Consider the following 21,928-nt stretch of genomic DNA (forward strand, 5'->3'; position numbering starts at 1 on the left):
CCCAAAAGTTCCTCTTGTGGGATTTGGAGGGACGGGGTATAATATTTTCAGGTATTTATTTTGGATTAATGATGAGGAGAGTCGTTATGAGCAGACAATTTGAAAAGGTGATGAAGTGTTATGAATACTATCAGTCCGTAACAGCATTTAAGCCGCGTGTGGGATTGATTCTTGGCTCCGGACTGGGCAATTATGCCAGAAATATGCAGGTGGAGTGTGAGATTCCGTACGGCGATATCCCGGGATTCCCGGTGTCCACGGTGGAGGGGCATGACGGGAGGTTCCTGCTGGGATATATCGGGACGGTGCCGGTTGTTGTTATGAAGGGACGGGTGCACTACTATGAAGGGTATTCGATCGAAGATGTTGTGCTTCCTGTCAGGCTGATGAAGTTGATGGGGATTGAGGTTTTGTTTCTGACGAATGCGTCAGGCGGGATCAACCGGTCCTTCCATGTAGGGGATTTTATGATGATTACGGATCAAATTTCGAATTTTGTTCCTTCGCCTCTGATCGGTGAGAATGTAGCGGAGCTGGGAACCCGCTTCCCGGATATGACACACATTTACGATGTGGAGCTGATGGAAGTCATCCGGAAGACGGCCGAAGAGGAGAAGATACAGATTCAGGAAGGGGTTTATGTGCAGTCTTCGGGACCGAATTTTGAGAGTCCTGCTGAGATCAGGATGTTTGCGGCTATAGGGGCAGATGCGGTCGGTATGAGCACTGCCTGCGAAGCGATTACTGCGCGCCATGCCGGTGTGCGGGTGTGTGGAATTTCCTGTATTTCCAATATGGCCTGTGGCATTACAGGGGAAGAACTGAGCCATCTGGATGTGCAGGCTGTGGCGGACAAGCGTTCCGAGGAGTTTGAACGGCTGGTAACGAAGGTGATCGAAAAAGTATAAGGTGGTGTCCGTGAAGCGGAGAAAAGTAGATATTGGATGGAAAAATTTTAGATAAGAGGGATAAGGATATGAATATTCGAATTTATAATGTGAGAATCCTGACGATGGAAGCAGGAAAAGGCATTTTCAGAGGAGAGGTCTGGGTTAAGGGAGATAAGATTGCCTATGCAGGCCCGGTTGTTATGGATGCGAAGGAAACATGGGACAGGGAAATTGACGGTCAGGGGAATCTTCTGATGCCCGGTTTTAAGAATGCACATACGCATTCTGCCATGACATTTTTGCGTTCACATGCGGACGATATGAAGCTGGATGAATGGCTGAACACCAGGGTATTTCCGGCAGAGGCCAAGCTGACAGGCGAAGATATTTACTGGCTTAATAAGCTGGCAATTATGGAATATCTGACCAGCGGTATTACTTCTATTTTTGATATGTATATCAATAAGCCGGCTGGAGAACGCGCGGCAGTAGATACGGGATTCAGGACAGTGATTTGTGAGAGCATCAATGATTTCGGCGGGACACTGGAAGAGGTAGAGGCTGACTATAAGCGATATAATCAGGATCCGGACAGGCTGGTTTCCTATCAGTTGGGATTTCATGCGGAGTATACGACTGGGCGGGAGATGATGGAGGGGCTGGCAGGGCTTTCCGAAAAGTACAAGATTCCGGTTTATGTACATTGTTCAGAGACGAAAAGAGAAGTGGAGGACTGCCGCAGCAGGACAGGCATGACGCCTGTGGCCTATATGGATTCGCTGGGGTTGTTTGCGCACGGCGGCGGTTTGTTCCATGGCGTACATCTCGATGACGCTGATTTTGACATTGTTAAAGAGCGTGGGCTTTATATCGTAACGAACCCTGCATCCAATTTGAAACTGGCAAGCGGCATTGCACCGGTAAAACGGTATCTGGACATGGAGATTCCGGTAGCAATAGGTACGGATGGGCCGGCAAGCAATAACTGCTTAGATATGTTCCGTGAAATGTTCCTTACAACGGGGCTTCAAAAGGTGCTCTGTGATGATGCGGAAGTTGTTCCTGCCCTGGAGGTTCTGAAGATGGCTACAGTAAACGGTGCACATGCGATGGGACTGCCGGAGTGTGATATCATAGCAGAAGGAAAAAAGGCCGATCTGATCCTCATTGACCTTCAGCAGCCAAACATGCAGCCGATCCAGAATCTGGAGAAGAATCTGGTCTATAGCGGAAGTAAACAGAATGTGAAGCTTACGATGGTAGCGGGAAAAGTACTTTACGAAGATGGGAAATATTACCTGGACTCAACAAAAGAAGAAATATTTGCAAGGGCAAACGAATCTGCACGGCGCATTTTGGGGTAATTATCAGATAATTGATGGCGTATGTTAAGAGATGACGAGAAATAACAAAGGAAAAAATGTTGCTTAACAGAAGAAATGCACGTATAATAAAGAGAATGGTAAAAACCATTCTCTTTATTTTGCGAATATTCAGAAAACAGACAGCAAAGGGGTCAGACCCCTATGGAAAGGAGTACTAATAGATGAAAGCAGCAATTTTTACGTTAAATACAGGCTTATATAAAGCAAAAAAGGACAGCGCCGCAGCGACTGCATTGAAACGCATGTTGGAGCAGGTGGGATTTGAGGTGAAGGCGTCGGGAGTCCTGCCGGAGGATAAGAAGGTGGCGCTGGCAGTATTGAGGAGGCTGGCAGATACGGGGGCAGTGGAGTTGATTTTGACTACCGGGGCAACGGGAATACGGAAAAGAGATTGTGCGCCGGACGTGGTGATAGAAGTTTCAGAGAGGCTTCTTCCGGGAATTCCGGAGGCGATCCGCGCTTATAATATACGTTATTCGAAAAAAGCGATTCTGGACCGCTCTGCGGCGGGGATCCGGAACCATACCCTGATGGTAAATCTGCCGGAGGGGGCAAAGTCGGCGAAGGAGAGCCTGGAGTACATTCTGCCGGAATTAGTACATGTTGTGGAGATGCTGAGTTTATGATACGGATTACATATTTAAGCCACAGTGGATTTCTTGTAGAGCTGGATACAGCATATTTATTGTTCGATTATTACAAAGGAGATCTGCCAGAGCTGAATACAGGGAAAAAGTTTTATGTTTTTGTCAGTCATGCCCACTACGATCATTTTAAAAAAGATATTTTTAAACTGCGGGAGTATCTGCCGGATGTATACTTTATCCTGTCCAACGATGTAGAGCCCGATGGGGACGGGGATGTCATGTATATAGGCCCTAATGAAGAGCGGACTGTGGATGGCTGCAAGATACGTACGCTTCGTTCTACGGATGAAGGCGTTGCATTTCTGGTGGAGTATGACGGGAGCATTCTATATCATGCAGGAGATCTTAACTGGTGGCATTGGGAGGAAGAAAGTAAGGCTTACAATACCATGATGCGGCGGAACTATCAGCATGAGATTAATAAACTGCATGGTGTTAAGATTGATGTGGCGTTTGTGCCTGTTGACCCCAGGCTTGGAGAGCAGTATTATTGGGGACTGGACTGCTTTATGAAACGTACAGAGACCCGGGCTGTATTTGCCATGCACTTCTGGGGCAATTACGGGATATTTGACCGTCTTGCGCTGGAAAAGAATACAGAGGAATATGCAGATAAAATATACCGGATTGAAAAAGAAGGACAGGTGTTTGAACTGGAAAAAGGCAGGCAGAAGTCCTCTAAGGGAAGTGTCAGGAATACTATGCAGCAGGAGAAGCCTTCGAAATAAAGGCAGATCAGAAGAACAGACTAAAATATGGAGTGATAGGAAATTATGCAGGTAAAATTATTTACAGACGGTGCCGCAAGAGGAAACCCGGACGGTCCGGGGGGCTATGGCGCCGTCCTGGAATATGTGGACAGCAAGGGTGTTTTGCACACAAAGGAACTGTCGCAGGGGTATGTAAAGACAACAAATAACCGGATGGAGCTGATGGCCGTGATCAGCGGACTGGAAGCGCTCAACCGGCCCTGTACTGTGGCTGTTTATTCCGATTCAAAATATGTGGTGGATGCTTTTAATCAGCACTGGGTGGACAGCTGGCTCAAAAAAGGCTGGAAGAGAGGCAAGAACGAACCCGTAAAAAATGTGGATTTATGGAAACGGCTTCTGGCCGCAAAATCGCAGCACAGAGTGACATTCCACTGGGTAAAAGGACACGACGGACATCCGCAGAATGAGCGATGCGACGAACTGGCCACTACGGCAGCAGACGGCAGCGGCCTGATCGTGGATGAAGGGCTGTAACAGTTCAGGCCTGCCTGAACTGTTACGAAGGGCTTTAGCAGCAGAAAATTTTAGAGGATAGATTCTGGACAGATATCAAAATTCATAGTATAATATACAACTGTGTTAAGTAAGACAGACAATCGCGGCTGCGGGAGCTGAAAGGCTGCAGACGAGGAAAGTCCGGGCTTCACAGGGCAGGATGCCGGATAACGTCCGGTGGAGGTGACTCCAAGGCCAGTGCAACAGAAATAAACCGCCGGGGAACCCCGGTAAGGGTGGAAAGGCAGTGTAAGAGACTACCGCCTCGCTGGTAACAGAGAGGGCACATGTAAACCCCATCCGAAGCAAGACCGAATAAAAGCCACGTGGCGGCCCGTCACGCTTTAGGTAGGTCGCTCGAGCCTGGTGGCGACATCAGGCCTAGATAGATGATTGTCCAACGACATAACCCGGCTTATCGTCTTGCTTAACCACAGTAATAATTTAAGCTGCAACGATCATGTGAATTAGATTAATGATAACGGCTGACCAGATACCATAAGAAAGCAGGTAGTGAAATGGGAATGAAAGTAAATGCGGAGCTGCCGCTGCCGGCAGATTTGAAGGCGGAATATCCGCTGTCGGACAAGATCATAGCGTTGAAGAAAAAAAGGGACCAGGAAATCCGCGATGTTTTTATCGGAAAATCAGATAAATTTCTTGTCCTGGCTGGCCCCTGTTCAGCGGACAATGAAGATGCGGTATGCGAGTACGTGAGCAGGCTGTCTCGGGTCAATGAAAAAGTATCAGACAGACTGGTGCTGATCCCGCGGGTTTATACCAACAAGCCAAGGACGACGGGAGAAGGGTACAAGGGAATGCTCCATCAGCCGGAGCCTGACCAGGCGCCGGATCTTCTTGCGGGAATCATCGCGATCCGGAAAATGCATATCAGGACGATAGAAGAGAGCGGACTGACTGCGGCCGATGAGATGCTGTACCCGGAAAACAGGAGCTACCTGGACGATATTTTATCTTACGAGGCGATCGGGGCCCGTTCTGTCGAGAATCAGCAGCACCGCCTGACGGCCAGCGGTATGGACATTCCGATTGGAATGAAAAATCCAACCAGCGGTGATTTTTCTGTTATGCTGAATTCCGTAATTGCCGCACAGAATTCCCACAACTTTATCTATCGGGGAATGGACGTGACAACAGATGGAAATGACCTTGCCCACGTGATTTTAAGGGGCGGCGTTGACAAATATGGCACATGTATTCCAAACTACCATTATGAAGATCTCGTGAGGCTGTTGGATATGTATGGGAAAAAGGATCTCCAGAATCCGGCCGCAGTGATCGATGCGAACCATTCAAATTCAAATAAACAGTTCAAAGAGCAGATCAGAATCGTAAGCGAAGTGATGCACAGCCGAAATTACAATCCTGATCTGAAGAAATTGATCAAGGGTGTCATGATTGAGAGTTACCTTCAGGAGGGATGCCAGAGTATAGAATGCGACAGGGAATACGGAAAATCTATCACAGACCCTTGTCTGGGCTGGGAAGATACGGAAGCACTGATTTATAAAATAGCAGAGAGCTGTTAAGACTATAAGTGAATCGGAACTGTAAGGCTTTCCGGGACAGAAGATTTATGAAGTTTTTCAACCAGGATGAAAGTATCTAGCCAGGTACGTTTCTCCTGGTTTTCTATTTATCTTGAGATTTATCCTGAAAGCTTGGGCACAACTGAATTCAGACATTATTTCTAGAATAAAACATTGCATTATGTTACAGTAGGAAGTATACTGGTAACATAAACAAAATTCCGCTTCGCGGTTACAAACAAGAAAGGGGGAGGGATGGCATGCCAGATCTAGCAAACAATATAGCAGAACAAGCTGTCTGGATAGAATTTGCAGAACACTTTAAGAATCAGGATACAGCATTGGCATATTTGAAGGAGATCTTGGAGTGTGAGAATGTATGCATGACAGATTTCTTTCAAATGAGCAGCAAGGACGTCGAACTGTATTATATAAATATGCGCCAAAAAGAAGCGGCAGGTAAGCTGAGTATGAGTACCTTGTGCAAAAAGTTTTGGGAGCTGCATTCTTTTGCTGCATATGCCGCAGATCATAAAGAGGAGTTCGGACTGCCTAGAGCGTTTGAAGATTATTTTTACCCATGGCTGAAGAAACTCAAACAACAGGAGAAGTTCGTCCATTCGGTTCCTGTAGAACATATGGATGCGCTCTATCAGACTGTGCAGGAGGATCTAATGGCCTATACAATGATATCCCTGATCCATAGAGCCGGATTGTCTTCCAATGAAATCGCGTCCCTGAAGCCGGACAGCCTGGCAGTTTATGATAATGGAACGTTTGCATATATTGAGGGAAGAGAGACTGTATGCTATATACCGGAAGATGCGGCGGATATATTAGAACGCTATATAAATGAGAGGAAGGCGATGGAATATTTGTTTTATAACAGAAACGGAGGCCCCTTAAATAAAATGTATATCAGCCGGATGTTGAAAAAATATACACAGAAGGCTGGGATTCCTGCTTACAGTGCAGAAAAGATCCGCACCACATGCGGTACGTCCATGTTTGCATACGGAGCCGGGCCGGGGCAAGTGGCTAAGCAGATGGGGATAACAAAGACACAGATACAAAAATATCACAATCGCCAATATAAAGACAATCTGCTGGTGAAGGCCAATGAACTTGTAAAGATTAAGGTTGAGCCGCCCATATAAAGAGGCATAGAAAATAACCAATCTCAGCGAAGCCTGCTGCGCCTGCGAAGCTGGTCGTAGCGCCCACTACGCCTGCGTTTTTGCGTCTGCACTCTCGAAAAATCACTCTCACCGAACCAGTAAGGTATTAAAATCGTCTTATACTAGTTGACAAAAGCGCAACAAGTTACTATACTATAATAGTAACTTGTTGCGCTTTTTGAAGGAGATAAAAATGCAATTAAAACAATTAATAGAGGAATATGCAGATAGTGAAATCATGAGAAGGAAGGGGATCTTTGCAAGCATTTTCATTATACAGAACCGTCTGCAGACAGCCTGTGATAAACTGGACGAGGAAATCACTATGAAGCAATGGCTGCTTCTGGCGATGGCGGGAACCACAGAAAGCCCTATGTCGCTCACCGATCTGGGCCGGCTAATGGGGTGTTCCAGGCAGAATGTCAAGAAAATTGCCAACTCCCTTGAGCAGAAAGGATTTCTCAGATTAGAGCGTCGGGAGGGCGATTCCAGGGCCGTAAGCATAGTTTTGGATGAGAGAGTGAAAGCATATACGGATCGTGTCGGAGAAATGCAGCAAAGCATATTGGAACTTTTGTTTCGTGGCTTTTCAGATGATGAAACAAGTGTGTTATATCAGGGAATCATGAAACTGCAGGAGAATATTTCAGAGATAGAAAAATATGTGGAGGATAGACATGGACATATATAAGGAAAAAAATAAAGTAGTCGTTTATACATCAGAAACCGGATTTTCAAAAAAATACGCAGGATGGATCGCGGAGGCATTAAAATGTGAAGCCGTGGACATAAAAGAGTGGAAGAGCAGGAAGCCAGAGAACTATCAGACGGTAATCTATGGGGGAGGCTTTTATGCAGGGAAGATCAAAGGGTTAAAGAAGATCAAAGAACAAATGAAAAACTATCCGGATTTAAGACTGATTGTATTCGGAACCGGCGCCACCCCGATGGAGGCAGAAGAGATCATAAAGGGGGCAATGGATGCTAATTTTACAGCAGAGGAAAAAAAGAAGATTCGGACATTCTATTTCCAGTCCGGTCTAAATTACGAGAAAATGAGCCTGAAATACAAAATTATGATGAAAATGTTCACCGGGATGATGAACAAAAAAGCCGATAAAACAGAAGATGAACAGATGATGGCAGAAATGCTGGCCCATTCATACGATTTTAGCAAAAAAGAATATATAAACAAATTGTTGGAATATTCTGAATAAGGTGCGCAAAGGGGTCAGACCCCTTTGCATTTTTTTTACTGTTTTGCTGTATATTTTTCTTCGCAGTACTTACAGCGGTAGATCTGCTTTTCCTCATCTGTGAGGACGAAGACGTGATCCAGCCCCTGCTCGATCGATGTGATACAACGCGGGTTTCTGCAACGGATGACATTCCGGATCTCTTTTGGAAGTGTCAGGCGCTTCTTGTCCACAATTTCCTCGTTCTGGACGATGTTGACTGTGATGTTGTGATCGATAAAGCCCAGAATGTCCAGATCCATAAAGTCGATCGGGCATTCGATTTTCATAATATCTTTTTTGCCCATCTTGCTGCTCTTCGCGTTTTTGATGATGGCAACACAGCAGTCGAGCTTATCGAGATGTAAGTATTTGTATATTTCCATGCTTTTGCCGGCCTCGATATGGTCGAGCACAAAGCCTTCTGAGATACGGCCGACATTTAAAGTATTTTTAACCATAGTTATAACCTCCTCTTTTTAATCCACATGGATGTCCAGCAGAGTGAGTATGAGCGCCATACGCACGTAAACTCCGTACTGCATCTGCCTGAAATAAGCAGCCCTTGGATCGTCATCCACCTCAACAGATATCTCATTCACTCTTGGGAGTGGATGAAGTACATACATGTCTTCCGGTGCGAGACGCATCTTTTTCTTATCCAGTATATAGAAATCTTTCATTCGTACGTAGTCTTCTTCATTGAAGAAACGCTCCTTCTGAACCCTGGTCATGTACAGTATGTCCAGTTTAGGAATCGCATCATCCAGGCGGACTACTTCCTGATAAGGAATGTTCTGCTTGTCCAGCACATCATGGCGCATGTAATCGGGTAGACGTAATTCTTCGGGAGAAATCAGAATAAACCTGATTCCTTCATAACGCACTAATGCATGAATCAGGGAGTGGACGGTACGGCCGAACTTTAAGTCCCCGCAGAGCCCTATTGTCATGTTGTTCAGACGTCCTTTCACGTTTAAGATCGTAAGCAGGTCAGTAAGCGTCTGCGTCGGATGCTGATGTCCACCGTCACCGGCGTTGATTACCGGGATCGAAGAATGCTGGCAGGCAACCATTGGAGCGCCTTCCTTGGGATGCCGCATGGCGCAGATATCCGCATAACAGGAGATCGTTCTGATGGTATCGGATACGCTCTCCCCCTTCGCAGCCGAGCTTGATTCGGCGGATGAAAATCCCATGATGCTGCCGCCAAGGTTCAGCATAGCCGCTTCATGGCTCAGTCTTGTACGTGTACTTGGTTCGTAAAATAAAGTCGCAAGCTTTTTCCCATCGCAGGCATGGGCATATTTGTCCGGATGTGCCTCAATATCCTGTGCCAGGCTAAGCAGTTCGTCCAGTTCCTCAATGGAAAAATCCAGAGGACTCATTAAGTGTCTCATAAATAACCTCCTTATATGCCGAATAGGGGCATTCTTAATCTATCTGTATTGCAGTAAATCTTCTATAGATTTACGTTTGGGCGCTTCCGGATTATCGGCAGGCCAGCCGATGGCGATCAATGCTGCAAGTTCCTGATCCTCAGGCAGTTCCAGAAGCCCGGAAATACCGTCTTCATCGAATATCCCCATAATAACGGTGCCAAGTCCGTACTCCTTTGCAGCCAGACAGAACGACTGGGTGGCAATTCCGGCGTCAAACATCTGCCATCTGTCTCCTTTTTGGGTAGTATAGGAGCCATCGCGCTCAAAACCGGATCTTCCCTTCAGATAAGTAACCGCAATCAGCATGGGCGCCTGCCGGATAATATTCGCATTGTGCTCAAGCGTAAAATCAGCTGTTATTTTTTCAATAATGGAAGAATCTTCAATTGCAATATAACGGGTAATCTGGGTGTTTTTCCAGGAAGGAGAATAAGATGCTGCAGAAACAATAGAATCAATCAAAGAATGGTCAATGGGATCCGGCTTATACTTGCGGATGCTTCTTCGACCCTTAATACATTCAATAGTGTTCATTTGTAAACCTCCCTATTCAAAATTCTCTTCAACTAATCATATACTAAAACAGGCTGATTTTCAACAGGAATTTTGAAAGGGAGTGCTCCTGTTCGTCCCAGCAGGAGGTAAACAGTAACAGAGAGCTCTGGCGGTTCAACGCAGGATTTTCTCGAACAGGAGGCCGGCGCCGAACCACAGGGGAGCATAATCAAACCGGATGATGCCCCTTAAATTGTATTTTGCTTTGCTGTAATCCCAGGGACACGCATGGTGCCTTTTCAGAAAGCTGCCTGAGAGAAACTCACCGAAGAAAATACAGCAGGTGTAGACTCCGCCTCTCAGAAGGGGATTTTTCCCCTTTAACAGCCGGCAGACAGGAGTGAGAAGGCATGCCGCGCCGTAAATGGGGAACATCCAGATGGAGGTTCGTCCGATGAGCGTAAATTCTCTCTTTTTAAAGGAGTGGAGGGCCGTAAAAATGATTTCCATGCACCAGCCCAGGGTGCCGCAGATAATAAATTTATTCTTCATAATGAAAAGTATGTTTAAGAAACGTAGATTTTATACGTGAAATGTATTATAATGTTTCTTAGTTTGTGCAAAGGAGAAGTAAAAATGGCAACATTGGAAGAACTGAGGCTGCAGTTGGATGAGATTGACGACCAGCTTGTAAAGCTATATGAAAACAGAATGCAGGTATGTAAGGAAGTCGGCGAACTGAAGGTAAATACTGGGAGAAAGGTCTTTGATAAGCAGCGTGAGAAGGAGAAGCTGGCAGATGTCTCTGGCAAGGTGACGGGTGATTTCAATAAAAAGGGGATCCAGGAACTGTTTGAACAGCTCATGTCCATGAGCCGGAAACTGCAGTACCAGCTGCTGGTGGAGGCCGGGGCCCTGGGCAGGCTGCCGTTTATCGAGGTAGAATCACTGGAAGGGCAGAATGCAAGAGTGGTATTTCAGGGAGTAGAGGGCGCTTACAGTCAGGCTGCAATGCAGCATTACTTTGGAGAAAACTGCAACGGATTTCATGTCAGGACGTTCCGTGAGGCCATGGAGGCCATCGAGGAAGGATCGGCAGATTATGCCGTGCTTCCAATCGAAAATTCTTCTGCAGGGGCCGTTAATGAGATGTACGATCTTTTAGTAGAATTTGAAAACTTCATCGTAGGGGAGACAATCATCCCCATTACACATACGTTGTCGGGACTGCCCGGGACTAGTTTAAACCAGCTGCAGCGGGTTTATTCCAAGGCGGAGGCGTTGATGCAGACCTCACGTTTCCTGGACGAGCATAGTAATTGGCAGCAAATCAGCGTTGTGAATACAGCGATTGCCGCTAAGAAGATATTAGAGGATCAGGACAGGACACAGGCCGCTGTGTGCAGCGCTTATGCCGCAAAAGTGCACGGGCTGTCTGTCTTACAGGACAACATCAACGATGAACCGAACAACTCTACCAGATTTATTGTGGTGACCAATCAAAAGATTTTCCTGCAGGACGCTTCCAAGATCAGCATTTGTTTTGAAGTGCCTCACAAAAGCGGATCATTGTACCGTATACTGTCCCATTTTATATATAATGACCTGAATATGACCAGGATCGAATCCCGTCCGGTGGAGGGCAAAAACTGGGAGTACCGTTTCTTCGTGGACTTCGAGGGCAATATGGCTCAGCCTGCGGTCAAAAATGCAATCAGGGGTTTAAGAGAAGAGGCCAGAAATCTGAAGATTCTGGGTAATTATTAGAATATAAAGAGGAAGATACAATGCGGACAAATGAATTAATACTGTATAAGAATATGGAATATGGAGATATCCTGCAGGATATGACCTTTCTTATGGAGAATTTTCATAATGATTATTATAACAGAGAAGATCTGAGGAGCCTGTTTTTCGAGTGCATGAATGCCTTGCTGGAGCTTTCTGCGAGCCATGGGTTCGAGGGCAATCTGTGGCATACATACCTGGCATTTCTTCTGGCCAGCGATGAGAATGCGTACAGTACGTCTTGTGAAATCGTCGGGCCGGTGAGTGGAAGCATCAACGAAATCGCCAGACATGATTTCGGAGTATTTAAAGAGCTGTTTGATTACGATTTCGATAAAATGGAAGCAGACTTGGATGTCAAATGCTTCTCAATCCTGGAAAATTATCAGAATGTCAATGCGCACAGCAAGGTTTTTAACAAGCGGATCCGCGACAGGATCTGCGGATTGGGCCATGCCCTGGGGGATGCGGGGAATGTGGAAGCTTTTCAGGAGATCCTGACGCAGTTTTATAAAGAATTCGGTGTTGGGAAGCTGGGACTTCATAAAGCTTTCCGGGTGGAGCACCCGGAGGAGACTGGAGTACAGATTGTACCGATCACAAATATCGCTCATGTCCATTTGGACGACCTTGTGGGATATGAGATTGCAAAGAAAAAATTGATTGATAATACGAAAGCCTTTGTAGAAGGGCGGAGAGCCAATAACTGCCTGCTGTACGGGGATGCCGGAACCGGCAAGTCTTCCTCCATCAAAGCCATACTGAATCAGTACTATGGACAGGGCCTGCGTATGATTGAAGTTTACAAACACCAGTTCCAGGATTTAAACGACGTGATCGCGCAGATTAAAAACAGAAATTATAAATTTATCATATACATGGACGATTTGTCTTTTGAGGAATTTGAGATTGAGTATAAATATCTGAAAGCAGTCATAGAGGGCGGTTTGGAGAAAAAGCCTAATAATGTGCTGATTTACGCCACTTCAAACCGGCGCCATCTGGTGCGTGAAACATTTAAGGACAAGGCGGACAGAGATGAGGAACTGCATACCAATGATACGGTGCAGGAAAAGCTGTCTCTCGTCGCACGATTCGGCGTGACTATTTATTTTGGGTCTCCCGATAAAAAAGAATATCAGCAGATTGTAAAAGAGCTGGCAAAGCAAAATCAGATTGCCATGCCGGAAGATGAACTGCTTCTTCAGGCAAACCAATGGGAACTTACCCACGGCGGCCTGTCAGGAAGGACAGCGCAGCAGTTTATCGATTATCTGCTTGGGCAGGAATAAGAAAGGTAATTCATGAATAAAAGGATAAAAAACACGGTATCCGCACTGATAATGCTGGCAGTTTGTATTGGTACGGTGACCGGATGCAGCGGGAAACTGACGCCGAAAAAGATGATGTCAGCAGTCACAGAAAACCTTGCGGAAGTAAAATCAGTCTCCAATTCATTGGAAATGGACATTGAGCTGGAAGATGTGCTTGATTTAACAAAAATCTCAATGGATATGGAGATGGAGAATACAACAAAACCGAAAGCCGGTCATGCAAAAGGGTCGGCGGAAGTGAATTTCAGCGGTACGCAGGTAGCAAGCGATATGGAGATCTATCAGGTGACGGAAGGGGATGAATTTGTCACATACAGCAGTATGTATGGGCAGTGGAGCAGGGAAGCTGCGGCCGGTTCCCAAAAGAGTACATTTAACGGAAATCTGTTCCAGGAGGCCGGGGATTCCATTGAATCCTTTCATATAGCCAAGGAAACGATTCAGGTGGAAGATAAAGAATGTTATGAGATGTATGGAGACATAAGCGGTGAAGAACTCTTAAAGTTTATGGGACTGGACATGATGAGAGCCTTTGGTTTAGTAGAACTTCCGGAAGAAGATGCAATCTCAGGACTTTCGGTTCCAATTACGATTGATATATATAAAGAAGAAATGCTCCCTGCACGGATCATTGTAGACATGACGGACGTCATGAATGACCTGTATGATAAATATAATAAAAGCACAAATGTAAATGATTTTACAATCAAGCTTTCGTATATAGGATTCAATCAAGTGGAAAAGATCGAAGTGCCCCAGGAAGTACAACAGGCATGCGGTCAGGCAGGATAGACCGCATGTATGAGTGTCAGGTATAGAAGGTTTTTGATGATTAAGAATATAAAATAAGAATGCAAAATAAGAATATGAAATAAGAATAAGCCCTGGCTGGATGGGAGACTGACAGTGAATCGTGTCAGTCTCCCATCCAGCCAGGGCATTTTTGTCTTAAAGGATCGTGTGATAATTAGATATCGTGTTCTCCTGGGTGGCGCATACTGGGATACGCGAGACCAATACTGCGATTAGGCCGCGGGTGGCACTTGCTTTTTTAATAAAACATCTTTCATACATGCCCCGTTATCTGACCAAAGTACATATGCCTGCTACGCCGGAAAACACTGCCTAAAGTTCCTGAATTTGTGAGATATCGCTGTCAATGATCAGTGAGTAGTTGGTATAATATACTACAAATCCGGGTTTGGCACCCTTGGGCTTCTTCACATGCTTTTTTTCAACATAGTCTATTTCTACCTTTTCTCCACCCCGTGCTTTCGAGTAATAAGCAGCGAGCCGTCCTGCCTCCTCAAAGGTTCTGTCGGGAAGTTCCCCGCCGTTTGTCTTTACAATGACATGGGAGCCGGGGGCATCTTTGACGTGGAACCACCAGTCATTGCCCACAGCAAAACTGAAAGTAAGTTCATCATTCTGAAAATTATTTTTCCCCACATACATATGGAATCCGTCGCTGGAAAGATAATGCAGCGGCGCATTTTTAATCTTAACCTTCTTTTTCGTAAACTTCCTGCGCATATAACCGGAACCGATCAGCTCTTCCTTGATCTCCGCAAGATCTTCCTCTGTCCGGGCAATATCCAGGGCTGTGCTTACAGAATCCAAATAAGTGATATCGTCCTGCGTCTCCTGGACGAACCTGGAGAGCGCCTCAAAAGTCCTTTTCTGCTTATTATATTTATCAAAATAGCGCTGCGCATTCTCCTGAGGTGTTTTTGCAGCATCCAGAGGGATGGTGACCATCTCATTGGTATAGTAGTTCAGCGCCTCAAGCTGCCGGGTTCCTTCCTGCAGATTGTATCCATAAGTATTGATCAGTTCCCCGTAAACTCTGTACTTTTCGCGGTTCTTTGTATCGTCTAGCTGCCGGAGCTGCAGATCGTACTTTTTACGGCTGCGATCCAGGGCCGTCTGCACAATATGCCGCAGATCGGCCGATTTCTGCCGGATGCGGGTCAGTATATTTTTAGAGGAATAATAGGTCTCCAGCACCTGGGACATAGAAGTAAAATCTTTCCGGGTATATCCCCCTAAATGAGCCATAGGCAGAGCAGAGAACTCTTTCGGTTCCAGGCCGTCGTAATAGATAGCGGGAGTAAAGCGGCCGTCCTTTACATAAGAAAAGTAAATAGAAAACTGCTCAAATAATTGCCGCAGGGCCTCTCCGCTTTGGCCTTCCAAAGCGGCAGAAGAGTCTATACCGGATAAATAGCAGATCTCTGTGGCGGCCGCCGGGCTTACCCCTGTAAAGGCAGTATAAATAGCCTTTGCCAGGGGCAGGGGCTTCGCCGTAATCTTTTCGATAAAAGCAGATTCAACTGTGGACAAAGGATCCGACTTGTCCATGGTATCCGGAACAAAATATTCCCTTCCCGGAAGCACTTCACGCACCGAACTCATCTGTGCAGAGACATGTTTGATACTGTCGATGATCATGCCCTCATTGTTACAGAAGATAATATTACTGTGTTTTCCCATAATCTCTACGACGAGATCTTTCCTGCAGAGATCACCCAGTTCATCCAGATGTTCAATCGTAAAGTGAATAATACGCTCCAGCTTTGGCTGGTAAATATCAACGATCCGTCCATTACTGATATGCTTTCTCAGGAGCATACAGAAATTCGGAGCGGTCATAGGACTGGGTTTGGTGGACTCCGTCAGATATATGAGGGGAAGGGACGCGCTAGCAGATATACACAGCCTTTTCTGTCCTGACGGTGTCTTAATGGAGAGAAGCAATTCGTCCGTCTCGGGCTGGGCAATTTTGGCTATCCTTCCATTGAGCAGCTGTTCTTTCAATTCGTGGACCAGAGAGGCCACGGTAATTCCATCAAATGCCATGGTGTATTCCTTTCTTCAGATGTATGTCTTCTTAAAACAATATTTTAATATTGTACCATAAACAAGAAGTTCTTGAAACCCCCATCAGGAATTAGCGGCGAGCTTTAGTCTCGGTGCGGATGAAGGGGGAGGCGGATGGAATGGGCTATGCGTATCATGCATTCTCTCAATGATCCGTACACAACTTGTTCTTACAGACCTATATACTCACGGGTAAAAAGCGTTCAAAAACTTACGCTGATATAACAGAAGCACCAGTTCTGTCCCATCCGCCGCTACCGTACGGAGGCCCACCGGGAAATGAGCTCTTAACTACCGTTTGGATGCAACAGCTCCCGGACTCACCTCGTCATTCGCGTCCCCATCCGTCAACGAGTCTAAAGCTCGTTAACCATATCCCGAATTTATTGTGTACAGAGGTTGACCGCAGAGCCCCAAGAGAGGTATAATGTTTCATAATGTGTATGAAACAAACTATTACTGTACAAGAAGGAAGAATAATCATGATAAAGAGCATGACTGGTTTTGGCAGGTCTGAAGTACAAAAAGAGTCCAGAAAGTTTACGGTAGAGCTTAAAGGCGTGAACCACCGTTATCTGGATGTGAACATCAGAATGCCGAAAAAACTTAATTTTTTTGAAACATCTATACGGTCTCTGTTAAAGAAGTATGCAAACAGGGGCAAGATTGATATATTCATTACCTATGAAGATACGTCCGAGAATCAGGTTTCCCTCAAATATAATGCCTCCCTGGCGGCAGAGTATCTGAAATATCTGAAACAGATGGAGGAGGAGTTCGGCCTGGAGAATGATGTTCGTGTGTCCACATTGTCGCGCTATCCGGAAGTGATCACGATGGAAGAGCAGTGTGAGGACGAGGAAGAACTCTGGAACGGGCTGGAAGAAGCGCTGAAAGGGGCATTTTTACAGTTTGTAGAGACCCGGACGAATGAGGGGGAGAACCTTAGAAACGATATACTGGAAAAGCTGGACGGCATGGAGAAGCTGGTGGCTTATATTGAAGAGCGTTCTCCGGAGATTATTGCAGAATACCGATCCAAGCTGGAGACAAAGGTTCACGAACTTCTGGCGGATACGCAGATTGAAGAAAGCCGTATCGCTGCGGAAGTGATTCTTTTTGCCGACAAGATCTGTACGGATGAAGAAGTAGTACGCCTGAAAAGCCATATCGGACACATGAGGGATACCCTTGGGGAAAAGGAAGGAATCGGCAGAAAGCTGGACTTCATAGCCCAGGAGATGAACCGTGAGGCGAATACAATTTTGTCCAAGGCCAATGATCTGGAAGTTTCCAATTGTGCGATCGGTCTGAAGACGGAGATTGAAAAGGTCCGCGAGCAGATACAGAATATTGAGTAAAGGATGTCAGTTATGAACAGAAAAGGAATTCTGATAGTAGTATCCGGGTTTTCAGGAGCCGGCAAGGGAACTTTGATGAAAGCGCTGCTGGCGCGTTATGAAGAATACTATGCACTTTCGATCTCGGCAACTACACGCCAGCCGAGGACGGGGGAAACAGACGGAAGAGAATATTTTTTCAAAACAAAAGAAGAATTTGAAAAAATGATTGCGAAAGGAGAGCTTATAGAGTATGCTAGGTATGTGGAAAATTATTATGGAACACCGCGTGCCTATGTTGAAAAGCAACTCAATACAGGAAGGGATGTGATTCTGGAGATCGAGATCCAGGGCGCCCTGAAAGTAAAGAAGGCATTTCCCGAGACCCTGCTTTTGTTTGTGACACCTCCGACGGCAGCCGAGCTGAAGAACCGGCTTGTGGGACGGGGAACGGAGACAATGGAGGTCATTGAATCCAGAATGAAGCGGGCAGTAGAGGAAGCGGAGGGCATGGACAGATATGATTATCTGATTGTCAATGATGAACTGGAAGCCTGTGTGGAAGAGATGCATGCGATCATTCAGGCGGAGCATCGGAGAAGTTTTCGCAATACGGAATTTATGAAAAAAATAAAAGAAGATTTGAATAAGAGTTTGAAAGGAGAATCATAAGATATGCTGCATCCATCTTACACAGATTTAATGAAGGTCGTAAACAAAGACGTTGAGGAAGGCGAGACAAAGATTGTAAACAGCCGTTATTCCATCGTACTTGCAACATCGAAGAGGGCAAGACAGCTGATTGACGGAGAACTGCCTCTTGTGAATGCAAGAAGCGAAGAGAAGCCGCTCTCAACGGCAATCGAAGAATTGAATGAAGGAAAGCTGAAGATTATCGCTGAAAATGCAGAAGAAGAATAAGTAATAAAAAGGGCAGATGCACTAGGGGTATCTGCCTTTTATGAATATCTGCCGGACATAGAAAGGCGCCGGCAAAGCAGAATACGGGAGGGTTTATGAAGATACTATTTATTTCTCTGGGGTGCGATAAGAACCTGGTGGATACGGAGGTCATGCTGGGGCTTCTGGCATCCAGGGGATATCAGATGACGGATGATGAAACAGAGGCGGATATTATCGTGATCAATACATGCTGTTTTATTCATGATGCCAAAGAGGAGAGCATCCAGAACATTTTGGAGATGGCCGAATATAAAAAGGACGGCTCTCTGAAGGCGCTTGTGGTGACAGGGTGTCTGGCAGAACGCTACCGCCAGGAGATACTTGATGAGATCCCGGAGGTAGACGCGGTACTGGGAACTACATCCTATGATAAGATCCTGGAAGCCGTGGACGGAGCTCTGAAAGGGAAGCATTCTGTTACGATGTCCGACATTAACGGGATTCCGGATGTGGAGGCAAAGCGTCTTGTGACAACAGGAGGTCATTTTGCTTATCTGAAGATTGCAGAAGGGTGCGACAAACACTGTACTTATTGTATTATTCCAAAGATTCGGGGGAATTTTCGAAGCATTCCGATGGAAAAGCTAATAACAGAAGCACAGTATCTGGCGGACCAGGGGGTGAAGGAATTGATTCTGGTGGCACAGGAGACGACACTTTACGGTATAGATATTTACGGAGAAAAGTCGCTGCATCTACTGTTAAAAGAGCTGTGCAGAATACAGGGGATCCGCTGGATACGGGTACTTTACTGCTATCCGGAGGAGATTACGGACGAACTGATTCAGGTTATGAAGGAGGAAGAGAAGATATGCCATTACCTGGATCTTCCGATTCAGCACGCCAATGATGACATCCTGAAAAGGATGGGCAGAAGAACCTCCAAACAGGAATTGACTGACATAATCCAAAAACTGCGAAGAGAGATTCCTGATATCTGTCTTAGGACGACCCTGATTACCGGTTTCCCCGGGGAAACAGCGGAGCAGCACGAGGAACTTATGGAATTCGTGGATGAGATGGAGTTTGACCGTCTGGGAGTCTTCACATATTCACCGGAGGAGGACACGCCGGCAGCGCTTATGCCGGATCAGATTGACGAGAAGGTTAAAGCGGAGCGGCAGGCCGATCTGATGGAACTTCAGCAGGAGATCGCCTTCGACAATGCGGAAAGTATGATCGGCAGGGAAGTGCTGGTTATGATCGAAGGTAAGGTGGCGGATGAAAATGCCTATGTGGGCAGGACTTACCGGGATGCCCCGAATGTGGACGGACTTATTTTTGTTAATACGGAAGAAGAGCTGATGTCAGGAGATTTTGCCAAAGTCAGCGTATCCGGCGCAGTAGAATATGATTTGATAGGAGGTCTTGTGTAATGAATTTACCAAATAAACTTACTATTTTGAGGGTGATTATGGTTCCCTTTTTTGTCCTGTTTATGCTTACGGACATCGGGGGATCAGCAAATAAATGGATTTCCCTCATACTTTTCGTGGTAGCCAGCCTGACGGACCTGCTGGATGGGAAAATTGCAAGAAAATATAATCTGGTTACGAATTTTGGCAAATTCATGGATCCCCTGGCGGACAAGCTTCTTGTCTGCTCTGCCATGATCTGCCTGATCGAAATGAATAAACTGGATGCTTGGATCGTAATCGTGATCATCAGCCGGGAATTCATTATCAGCGGATTCCGGCTGGTAGCATCCGACAGCGGAGTTGTTATTGCGGCGAGCTACTGGGGCAAGTTCAAGACTGTATTCCAGATGGCTATGATTATCGTCCTGATCGCAGATCTGGGCGGCTTCTTTGACATGCTCGGCATTGTACTGGTGTGGGCTGCACTGGCGCTCACAATCATTTCCCTGCTGGATTACGTGTTTAAAAATAAACAGGTTCTGACACAGGGAGGGATGTAGGATGTATCCGGAATGGGTATTGAATAAAATACGTGAAGAGGGAAGGAGCCTGGAAGAGTGTCTCGTGGAAAAGCTGGCGGCAGAAAAGCTGACCATAACCACGGCGGAATCCTGTACCGGCGGTCTGATCGCAGGGACGATTGTCAATGTGGCAGGAGCCTCTGATGTGCTGAACGAGGGGTATGTAACTTATTCCAATGAGGCAAAGGAAAGGCTGGTGGGTGTCAGCCACGAGACACTGGAAGCTTATGGCGCAGTCAGTGAGCAGACTGCACGGGAGATGGCAGAAGGAGCTGCTAAGGCGGCTCATGCGGATGTGGCTCTCAGCTCTACCGGAATCGCAGGACCTGGCGGAGGAACTGCAGATAAACCGGTGGGTCTGGTCTATGTGGGGTGCTGCGTCTTCGGAAAAACAAAGGTTATGAAATGCCAGTTTTCCGGTGACAGGGCAGAAAACAGGGCAGACACTGTGAAAGAAGCGCTTTCCCTTGCACTGTCTCTTTTGCAGGACGAGGGATCAAATAATAATTCACTTACTGTCTAATAAATATTCACAGGCCGCTGTTCTGGAATGCCAATGGATTTATCCGGCAATTGCAGAACAGCGGCCTTTCCTATGTGTTGACTAATTTATTGGGGCTGCATGCTCTTTGGCTTTAACTCCAGCATGGCTGCGTAATGTTTCACGCAGAATGTTTCGGGTGCAATCTTTTCCAGCAAAGTCCTGTGCTCCGTTTCCCACTCTGTAATTTCTTCCGGGGTTAAAGATGCTCCGACGCCGCGGCAGGCCTTCATTCTTCCGTTCCAGCTTTTCCTGGTAAAGGGAACCTCAATATCATATTCCTCATGATAAACTGCTTCGAAGGTTTCATAGATAATATCCGGCACGGCTATCGGATGTTTTCTCTCGCCCGCCCCCGACCACTTGGGGCTGTACTTCAGTACCAGCTTTTCACTCGCACCGGCAATCTCATCCTCAAACGGCAGCCATGCCATGTATAACAGCAGAAGTCTTCCGTCCTTTTTCAGCATACGGGCTAATTTTGGCACCACTTTCTTATGGTCAAAATACCAGAAACACTGGCAAGCGGTTATGACATCAAATGAATGGTCCGCAAACGCAAGCTCTTCCGTGGCTGCAGCGTAGTATTGAATGTCCTGGTTTAATTCGGCAGACATTCTTTGCGCCTCTGCAACCTGCTTTTCTGAAATATCCGTTCCTGTCCATTTTGCACCATACCGATACATATTTCTCGGAAGCACACCGGTTCCCGTACCAATATCTAATACTTTCTGCCTGTTTAAACATAAGTTCCGTTCTATGACTTTCTCATAAAAAACCTGTGGATAAATATCCCGGTATCTGGCATAGTCAGCTGATGTCTTACCCCAGTCAAATGCTTTTCCGGAATCTATTTTCTCGTTGCTTATCTCCATGTGAACTGCCTCCATTTTCTTCCTGAGAATCCTCGGAAACTCTTCCTGAATGATCTTTTACATTTAAGTATACTACTGTATTCTTCTTATTACTATTGAAAAGTTTAGCACGGACCGAAGCAAAGACCAGATGCCCCGAGGTCATCACTTCATTGGCTCCGATGCCGTGCAGGGGGGG

Annotated in this window: 24 protein-coding genes and 1 other RNA gene; 19 read left to right on the forward strand and 6 right to left on the reverse strand. The window is 46.1% G+C overall.

The window, feature by feature from the left end; all coding sequences use genetic code 11:
- Nucleotides 1-86: 86 nt before the first annotated feature.
- From MWG26_RS10215 to MWG26_RS10260, 10 genes are all read left to right on the forward strand, one after another.
- Entirely contained in the window at nucleotides 87-908 is an 822-nt protein-coding gene (locus MWG26_RS10215) for a purine-nucleoside phosphorylase (protein ID WP_025657655.1), read from the forward strand.
- A gap of 68 nt (nucleotides 909-976) precedes the next feature.
- Nucleotides 977-2,254: an amidohydrolase gene (locus MWG26_RS10220; RefSeq protein ID WP_025657654.1), complete on the forward strand. Its 1,278-nt coding sequence runs from the start codon at nucleotides 977-979 to the stop codon at nucleotides 2,252-2,254.
- A 182-nt stretch (nucleotides 2,255-2,436) separates the two neighbouring features.
- Nucleotides 2,437-2,901: a MogA/MoaB family molybdenum cofactor biosynthesis protein gene (locus MWG26_RS10225; protein WP_025657653.1), complete on the forward strand. Its 465-nt coding sequence runs from the start codon at nucleotides 2,437-2,439 to the stop codon at nucleotides 2,899-2,901.
- Nucleotides 2,898-3,650, forward strand: coding sequence for an MBL fold metallo-hydrolase (locus MWG26_RS10230; protein ID WP_025657652.1), 753 nt, complete (start codon nucleotides 2,898-2,900; stop codon nucleotides 3,648-3,650). Before MWG26_RS10225 ends, MWG26_RS10230 begins: the two co-directional genes overlap by 4 nt.
- Nucleotides 3,651-3,695: 45 nt before the next feature.
- On the forward strand, nucleotides 3,696-4,169 hold the full coding sequence (rnhA, locus tag MWG26_RS10235) for a ribonuclease HI (protein WP_025657651.1): 474 nt from the start codon (nucleotides 3,696-3,698) through the stop codon (nucleotides 4,167-4,169).
- 106 nt (nucleotides 4,170-4,275) lie between these two features.
- Nucleotides 4,276-4,624: RNase P RNA component class A (gene rnpB, locus MWG26_RS10240), an RNA gene on the forward strand.
- Between the two features lie 84 nt (nucleotides 4,625-4,708).
- Complete coding sequence (locus MWG26_RS10245; protein WP_025657650.1) at nucleotides 4,709-5,740, forward strand: 3-deoxy-7-phosphoheptulonate synthase; 1,032 nt, start codon at nucleotides 4,709-4,711, stop codon at nucleotides 5,738-5,740.
- Between the two features lie 260 nt (nucleotides 5,741-6,000).
- Nucleotides 6,001-6,897 carry a tyrosine-type recombinase/integrase gene (locus MWG26_RS10250; RefSeq protein ID WP_117440651.1) on the forward strand — a complete coding sequence of 299 codons (897 nt, stop codon included), beginning with the start codon at nucleotides 6,001-6,003 and terminating at the stop codon, nucleotides 6,895-6,897.
- A 214-nt stretch (nucleotides 6,898-7,111) separates the two neighbouring features.
- Nucleotides 7,112-7,609, forward strand: coding sequence for a MarR family transcriptional regulator (locus MWG26_RS10255; RefSeq protein ID WP_025657649.1), 498 nt, complete (start codon nucleotides 7,112-7,114; stop codon nucleotides 7,607-7,609).
- Nucleotides 7,596-8,135, forward strand: coding sequence for a flavodoxin domain-containing protein (locus MWG26_RS10260; RefSeq protein WP_025657648.1), 540 nt, complete (start codon nucleotides 7,596-7,598; stop codon nucleotides 8,133-8,135). Before MWG26_RS10255 ends, MWG26_RS10260 begins: the two co-directional genes overlap by 14 nt.
- Before the next feature lie 35 nt (nucleotides 8,136-8,170).
- Here MWG26_RS10260 and MWG26_RS10265 read toward each other — a convergent pair whose 3' ends face one another.
- The 4 genes from MWG26_RS10265 to MWG26_RS10280 form a co-directional block, all read right to left on the reverse strand.
- Entirely contained in the window at nucleotides 8,171-8,614 is a 444-nt protein-coding gene (locus MWG26_RS10265; RefSeq protein ID WP_025657647.1) for an aspartate carbamoyltransferase regulatory subunit, read from the reverse strand.
- Nucleotides 8,615-8,632: 18 nt separating this feature from the next.
- Entirely contained in the window at nucleotides 8,633-9,553 is a 921-nt protein-coding gene (gene pyrB, locus MWG26_RS10270; RefSeq protein WP_025657646.1) for an aspartate carbamoyltransferase, read from the reverse strand.
- Between the two features lie 39 nt (nucleotides 9,554-9,592).
- A complete protein-coding gene (locus MWG26_RS10275) occupies nucleotides 9,593-10,129 on the reverse strand; it encodes a nitroreductase family protein (RefSeq protein ID WP_025657645.1) in 537 nt (178 codons plus the stop codon).
- Nucleotides 10,130-10,264: 135 nt separating this feature from the next.
- Nucleotides 10,265-10,642, reverse strand: a complete 378-nt coding sequence (locus MWG26_RS10280) for a putative ABC transporter permease (protein WP_117440650.1) — start codon at nucleotides 10,640-10,642, stop codon at nucleotides 10,265-10,267.
- A gap of 84 nt (nucleotides 10,643-10,726) precedes the next feature.
- Between MWG26_RS10280 and pheA the strand changes: the two genes are divergently transcribed.
- The 3 genes from pheA to MWG26_RS10295 are packed head-to-tail and all read left to right on the forward strand — an operon-like array spanning nucleotide 10,727 to nucleotide 14,004.
- Nucleotides 10,727-11,857, forward strand: a complete 1,131-nt coding sequence (pheA, locus tag MWG26_RS10285; RefSeq protein WP_025657644.1) for a prephenate dehydratase — start codon at nucleotides 10,727-10,729, stop codon at nucleotides 11,855-11,857.
- A gap of 20 nt (nucleotides 11,858-11,877) precedes the next feature.
- Nucleotides 11,878-13,170 (forward strand): ATP-binding protein, encoded by a 1,293-nt coding sequence (locus tag MWG26_RS10290; protein WP_025657643.1) that lies wholly within the window; start codon nucleotides 11,878-11,880, stop codon nucleotides 13,168-13,170.
- 12 nt (nucleotides 13,171-13,182) lie between these two features.
- Nucleotides 13,183-14,004 carry a DUF6612 family protein gene (locus tag MWG26_RS10295; RefSeq protein ID WP_025657642.1) on the forward strand — a complete coding sequence of 274 codons (822 nt, stop codon included), beginning with the start codon at nucleotides 13,183-13,185 and terminating at the stop codon, nucleotides 14,002-14,004.
- 333 nt (nucleotides 14,005-14,337) lie between these two features.
- On the opposite strand, the gene MWG26_RS10300 is transcribed toward MWG26_RS10295, so the two are convergent.
- Nucleotides 14,338-16,071, reverse strand: a complete 1,734-nt coding sequence (locus tag MWG26_RS10300) for an Rqc2 family fibronectin-binding protein (RefSeq protein ID WP_025657641.1) — start codon at nucleotides 16,069-16,071, stop codon at nucleotides 14,338-14,340.
- 503 nt (nucleotides 16,072-16,574) lie between these two features.
- On the opposite strand from MWG26_RS10300, the gene MWG26_RS10305 reads away from it, so the two are divergent.
- From MWG26_RS10305 to MWG26_RS10330, 6 genes are all read left to right on the forward strand, one after another.
- A complete protein-coding gene (locus MWG26_RS10305; RefSeq protein WP_025657640.1) occupies nucleotides 16,575-17,453 on the forward strand; it encodes a YicC/YloC family endoribonuclease in 879 nt (292 codons plus the stop codon).
- A 12-nt stretch (nucleotides 17,454-17,465) separates the two neighbouring features.
- Complete coding sequence (gene gmk / locus MWG26_RS10310) at nucleotides 17,466-18,104, forward strand: guanylate kinase (RefSeq protein ID WP_025657639.1); 639 nt, start codon at nucleotides 17,466-17,468, stop codon at nucleotides 18,102-18,104.
- A 3-nt stretch (nucleotides 18,105-18,107) separates the two neighbouring features.
- Nucleotides 18,108-18,353 (forward strand): DNA-directed RNA polymerase subunit omega, encoded by a 246-nt coding sequence (rpoZ, locus tag MWG26_RS10315; RefSeq protein WP_025657638.1) that lies wholly within the window; start codon nucleotides 18,108-18,110, stop codon nucleotides 18,351-18,353.
- Nucleotides 18,354-18,448: 95 nt separating this feature from the next.
- Complete coding sequence (gene rimO / locus MWG26_RS10320; RefSeq protein WP_025657637.1) at nucleotides 18,449-19,771, forward strand: 30S ribosomal protein S12 methylthiotransferase RimO; 1,323 nt, start codon at nucleotides 18,449-18,451, stop codon at nucleotides 19,769-19,771.
- Nucleotides 19,771-20,313: a CDP-diacylglycerol--glycerol-3-phosphate 3-phosphatidyltransferase gene (pgsA, locus tag MWG26_RS10325; RefSeq protein WP_025657636.1), complete on the forward strand. Its 543-nt coding sequence runs from the start codon at nucleotides 19,771-19,773 to the stop codon at nucleotides 20,311-20,313. The genes rimO and pgsA overlap by 1 nt, the downstream gene beginning before the upstream one ends.
- 1 nt (nucleotide 20,314) lies before the next feature.
- A complete protein-coding gene (locus MWG26_RS10330) occupies nucleotides 20,315-20,857 on the forward strand; it encodes a CinA family protein (RefSeq protein ID WP_025657635.1) in 543 nt (180 codons plus the stop codon).
- 86 nt (nucleotides 20,858-20,943) lie between these two features.
- Here the strand turns inward: MWG26_RS10330 and MWG26_RS10335 are convergent, their stop codons facing one another.
- Entirely contained in the window at nucleotides 20,944-21,750 is an 807-nt protein-coding gene (locus MWG26_RS10335; RefSeq protein WP_025657634.1) for a class I SAM-dependent methyltransferase, read from the reverse strand.
- Nucleotides 21,751-21,928: the final 178 nt, after the last annotated feature.

Source organism: Faecalicatena contorta (assembly GCF_022835095.1).
GTDB lineage: Bacteria > Bacillota > Clostridia > Lachnospirales > Lachnospiraceae > Faecalicatena > Faecalicatena contorta.

Bases quoted from the DNA above. Each gene is read 5' to 3' on its own strand.
- MWG26_RS10215 (WP_025657655.1), top strand. From the start codon at position 87: ATGAGCAGACAATTTGAAAAGGTGATGAAGTGTTATGAATACTATCAG.
- MWG26_RS10220 (WP_025657654.1), top strand. From the start codon at position 977: ATGAATATTCGAATTTATAATGTGAGAATCCTGACGATGGAAGCAGGA.
- MWG26_RS10225 (WP_025657653.1), top strand. From the start codon at position 2,437: ATGAAAGCAGCAATTTTTACGTTAAATACAGGCTTATATAAAGCAAAA.
- MWG26_RS10230 (WP_025657652.1), top strand. From the start codon at position 2,898: ATGATACGGATTACATATTTAAGCCACAGTGGATTTCTTGTAGAGCTG.
- rnhA (WP_025657651.1), top strand. From the start codon at position 3,696: ATGCAGGTAAAATTATTTACAGACGGTGCCGCAAGAGGAAACCCGGAC.
- MWG26_RS10245 (WP_025657650.1), top strand. From the start codon at position 4,709: ATGGGAATGAAAGTAAATGCGGAGCTGCCGCTGCCGGCAGATTTGAAG.
- MWG26_RS10250 (WP_117440651.1), top strand. From the start codon at position 6,001: ATGCCAGATCTAGCAAACAATATAGCAGAACAAGCTGTCTGGATAGAA.
- MWG26_RS10255 (WP_025657649.1), top strand. From the start codon at position 7,112: ATGCAATTAAAACAATTAATAGAGGAATATGCAGATAGTGAAATCATG.
- MWG26_RS10260 (WP_025657648.1), top strand. From the start codon at position 7,596: ATGGACATATATAAGGAAAAAAATAAAGTAGTCGTTTATACATCAGAA.
- MWG26_RS10265 (WP_025657647.1), bottom strand. From the start codon at position 8,614: ATGGTTAAAAATACTTTAAATGTCGGCCGTATCTCAGAAGGCTTTGTG.
- pyrB (WP_025657646.1), bottom strand. From the start codon at position 9,553: ATGAGACACTTAATGAGTCCTCTGGATTTTTCCATTGAGGAACTGGAC.
- MWG26_RS10275 (WP_025657645.1), bottom strand. From the start codon at position 10,129: ATGAACACTATTGAATGTATTAAGGGTCGAAGAAGCATCCGCAAGTAT.
- MWG26_RS10280 (WP_117440650.1), bottom strand. From the start codon at position 10,642: ATGAAGAATAAATTTATTATCTGCGGCACCCTGGGCTGGTGCATGGAA.
- pheA (WP_025657644.1), top strand. From the start codon at position 10,727: ATGGCAACATTGGAAGAACTGAGGCTGCAGTTGGATGAGATTGACGAC.
- MWG26_RS10290 (WP_025657643.1), top strand. From the start codon at position 11,878: ATGCGGACAAATGAATTAATACTGTATAAGAATATGGAATATGGAGAT.
- MWG26_RS10295 (WP_025657642.1), top strand. From the start codon at position 13,183: ATGAATAAAAGGATAAAAAACACGGTATCCGCACTGATAATGCTGGCA.
- MWG26_RS10300 (WP_025657641.1), bottom strand. From the start codon at position 16,071: ATGGCATTTGATGGAATTACCGTGGCCTCTCTGGTCCACGAATTGAAA.
- MWG26_RS10305 (WP_025657640.1), top strand. From the start codon at position 16,575: ATGATAAAGAGCATGACTGGTTTTGGCAGGTCTGAAGTACAAAAAGAG.
- gmk (WP_025657639.1), top strand. From the start codon at position 17,466: ATGAACAGAAAAGGAATTCTGATAGTAGTATCCGGGTTTTCAGGAGCC.
- rpoZ (WP_025657638.1), top strand. From the start codon at position 18,108: ATGCTGCATCCATCTTACACAGATTTAATGAAGGTCGTAAACAAAGAC.
- rimO (WP_025657637.1), top strand. From the start codon at position 18,449: ATGAAGATACTATTTATTTCTCTGGGGTGCGATAAGAACCTGGTGGAT.
- pgsA (WP_025657636.1), top strand. From the start codon at position 19,771: ATGAATTTACCAAATAAACTTACTATTTTGAGGGTGATTATGGTTCCC.
- MWG26_RS10330 (WP_025657635.1), top strand. From the start codon at position 20,315: ATGTATCCGGAATGGGTATTGAATAAAATACGTGAAGAGGGAAGGAGC.
- MWG26_RS10335 (WP_025657634.1), bottom strand. From the start codon at position 21,750: ATGGAGATAAGCAACGAGAAAATAGATTCCGGAAAAGCATTTGACTGG.